The organism is Bacteroidetes Order II. bacterium, assembly GCA_016788705.1.
Lineage (GTDB): Bacteria > Bacteroidota > Rhodothermia > Rhodothermales > UBA2364 > UBA2364.
On sequence record JAEUSQ010000052.1, the window covers coordinates 1 to 3,600 of the forward strand.

At 48.8% G+C, this 3,600-nt stretch carries 1 protein-coding gene; it reads right to left on the reverse strand.

Annotated elements, in window-relative coordinates:
• Positions 1-83 precede the first annotated feature (83 nt).
• Positions 84-3,341: an efflux RND transporter permease subunit gene (locus tag JNN12_13610; protein MBL7979371.1), complete on the reverse strand. Its 3,258-nt coding sequence runs from the start codon at positions 3,339-3,341 to the stop codon at positions 84-86.
• Positions 3,342-3,600 lie beyond the last annotated feature (259 nt).

Genomic DNA, 3,600 nt, shown 5'->3' on the forward strand with positions numbered 1-3,600 from the left:
ATATCAATATAAATAAAATACTTATATATTTATTAGAAGATAAGGTGAAGCTGTGTGATTCGGCTTGTGTAATAGAATTTCTTTCATCCCTTTCCTAATGGATTCCATTTAATAAAACCTAGATATTTTTGTTTTGGTGACTCTCCTGTTTTTTTATGCCTTTTACCTATAAAAGCCATCATCACAAAAGGAATCAACAAAGTAGAAGAGAGCAAGCCACCTGTTACGGTTGCGGAAAGCCCCAGCCAGAAGTCATTGGTTTCGGGTGCGACCAAAACGGGGAGCATCCCAACAACCGCCACCAAGGTTGTGGCCCACATCGGACGGAGTCGTTTGCGAATGGCTAACTGGAGAAGGACGAAGGGTTTTCGGGTTGGGTGTGCTTTTCCCATGTTTCGGTACGAAGCCATCAATAGAATACCATTGTTCACCGCCACCCCAGTAAGCAAGACTGCTCCAATAAAAGCACCTTCCGCGAAATTGGCCTCGCGCCAAATGAAGGCAAGTGCCACGCCTGCAAATGCCGTCGGAATAGAAAGTAGTACGACAAATGGTACACGCCACGACTCGAACACAAATACCATCACCAGGTACACCAAGCCAATCGTTGCCAACAATGCCCATCCGAAAGATTGCTGGACTTCTTCGGTGAAAAAGTTGTGGTTGCTCATTTCCAATTTATAGCCCGCAGGTAGCGGCATCGAAGCCAATTCGTCTTGCAGAAACTTGTAGCCCAATTCATAGGGACCACGGTAGTCTATCATAATATGGCGCTTGTATTGCTGGTTTTCGCGCTCAATATCTGAAGGCGCGGGCACTACCTCGAAAAAAGCGTTTTTGCCCAAAGAAATGCTTTTCTGTGGCGTAATAGGAAGTGGCATTTCTGCCAAACGCCCAATATCTGTTTTGGAAAGGTCTGTAAATTCATTTTCTAAGGTCATGCGAATGGGCAAGCGGCGCTCGTTACCAAGATCGGCGTATGCAATGGGAACGCGGGTGGAAAAGATGGGGCGCAAGGCATTTGCCAACTCGGAAGGCGCAACGTGTGTTTGTTGCTGTTGTGGCGTTGCCCATCGGTAGCGTAGAAACTCGCGGTTGGCGCTGCGTCCGTACAAACTGGCATCGGTATCCACTTCGGCGACCCGCGCATTTTGCTTCAATTTGGTAGCAAACTTCTCGGAAAAGGCCGCAAGGTCTTCGTAATTTGGACCAAAAGCATCCACCATCATCCCTGAAATGCCCACACCGCTTGCGCTGTAGTAACCTTGAGGCAATAATCCATTCACACTTATACTAATCCCTGCCAACAAAACAGCTTGCTGAATCAGGTCTTCACGGACCACAAACGGTTCAACAGTTTCCAAGGCATCCTCTTTAAACTTGATACGCAACGAAGCGCTCTGTTCAGAAACTTGCACCAAGGTTTGCTTCACCGACGCATTGGCAAGCGCCACCAACTCGAATTGATGAATCAAAGAATCGGCACGTGCAATCGGGTTACCTGGTGGAAATTCCATAGAAACGGATACTTCTGGCTCGGCTTTGTACTTCCAACTCTGCCCAAAATTGGTCGTCTCGAAAAAAGGACGTGCCACGCCGCCCATGTATGGATCGAGATAAGTACGTACTTCTTGAAAAAAATCCGAGCCAATCGTATCGTTATACAGCGCTTTCAGGCGATTCTTTGGTGAATAGGGATTTTCCGTTTCTTTTATCGCGAAATTGAGCGGCAAGAGCCAGAACGGTATGCCGATAAACAAGATCAGCACCCATAGTGTGAAGCGTGGTGCATGTTCGATCCATCGAAAGGGCGCATTACTCCATTGCCGAAGCCGTGATTTGGGGTTTGTCGCTTCGGATGGCGGCAGAAATCGCCCTAAAACCGGCACAACCAGCACCGCCGAAGCCAAAGAAGCCAACAACGTGAGCGTCGTGAGAATACCAAAGGGCAAGAATAATTTCTGTAACGCACCGCTCAAATACACCAACGGCAGAATGACAATAGAAGTCGTGAGCGTGCCACCCAGAAGTGGCATCCACACCGCCGATAGCACCTTGCGCACCGTGTCCTCGATAGGCATTCCGGGCTTGTGGACGCGCATCCATTCGACGACCACAACCACCGCATTGTCGGCGAGCATTCCAAATACCAAGACCAATCCACCGAGTGTTATCAAGTTCAGTGTCAATCCTAAAGGCGTTAATAAAACAAAGGAAATGGAGAACGCTAAAATTACACTAAACAATACGATGGCCACTACACGTATGCTTTTTAACATAAATAAAAGTACAAAAACAACAAGTAATAAGCCAATACTTCCTTGCCACGCGAGCTGTTGCAATTCCGCACGTACTGCTTCGCTTCGGTCATCGGCAACCAAGATGCGCACCGCTTGCGGAAGTCGTTGTTTCAATTGCTCACTTTTGTGTTGTACGGCTTCGGCGGTTTGAAGCAAATGCGAACCATGCGCCCGATCTAAGGTAATTGTTACTACATTTTGCCCATCAATGCGGCTGATATGCTCAACAGGCGCTTCGCCGACGCTTAACTCCGCCACTTCGCTCAATCCTATGTCTTTGCCGCCCGTCATAGAAGCAGGCAAACGAATATCTCGCAACTTTGCCGCCGATTGCTCGGCAGGCGTGAGTAACAACATCGCACGTCCTTGCATTCGTAAGCGCCCATACACGACATCGTCTAATGTTTCCATCAAACTCGTCTTCACTGCCTCCGAGGACAAGCGATATGCTGCGAGCTTCGCGGGGTCTAACGCGATCTTTAACTCGTGCGCCGTTCCACCCGATACCGAGACACGTCCCACGCCGGGCAACACGCGCAACTTGGGGGCGATTTCTTCTTCTGCCAACTTTCGTAACGCATCAGGCGCTAAATTGCCGATTAGTTGCAGGGTCATAAAGCCTTGTTGTTCGCGCAATGCTTCGGGAATTTCTTTGCTCAAATACGGAAATACGTGCTCCGGCAACGTTGGGCGCACCATTGCTAAACGCTCATTGATGGCAGCGGCGTATAAAGTGGGATCGGTGTTTTCCGAAATTTTGAGGGTAATGGAGGCGCTGCCTTCTTGCGAAAAACTTGCCACTGATGTCGTGCCGGCGACATCTTGTACCGCTCGCTCTAATGGCGCGGTAACGTAGCGTTCCATCGCACGTGGATTCGCGCCCGACCACGACACGTTGATGTGCAACTCTGGCAATTCGACTTGTGGCACCCATTCCAATGGCACGCGCACGACTGTCCACACGCCCCATAAAATGAGTGTACACGCCCACGTCAGAATGGCGGTAGGGCGGTTGTACCATGCGGTGAGAAAGGAGGACATGTGGCTACCTTTTATAGGAAATGTGTAGGAATAGCGCTAAAATACAAAAAAGCAAGCCGCTTTGCGAATTGCCTTTTGTGGAAAATGTGAGGTAGATCAAATCTTATCGTAATGATTTGGGTGACATGGTCCCATTTTCACGGACACAGCGTTAAGTTAGAAAAGTAGCGTTCCTCAAAGTTGTCGGGGCAAAGATAGCCCAGTGCCGAATGCCTCCTTTTCGGGTTGTAGTAGCACGCTATGTAATTGAAGATTTCCG

Excerpts from the sequence above, each read along its gene's own strand:
- JNN12_13610 (MBL7979371.1), bottom strand. The coding sequence starts at position 3,341 with ATGTCCTCCTTTCTCACCGCATGGTACAACCGCCCTACCGCCATTCTG.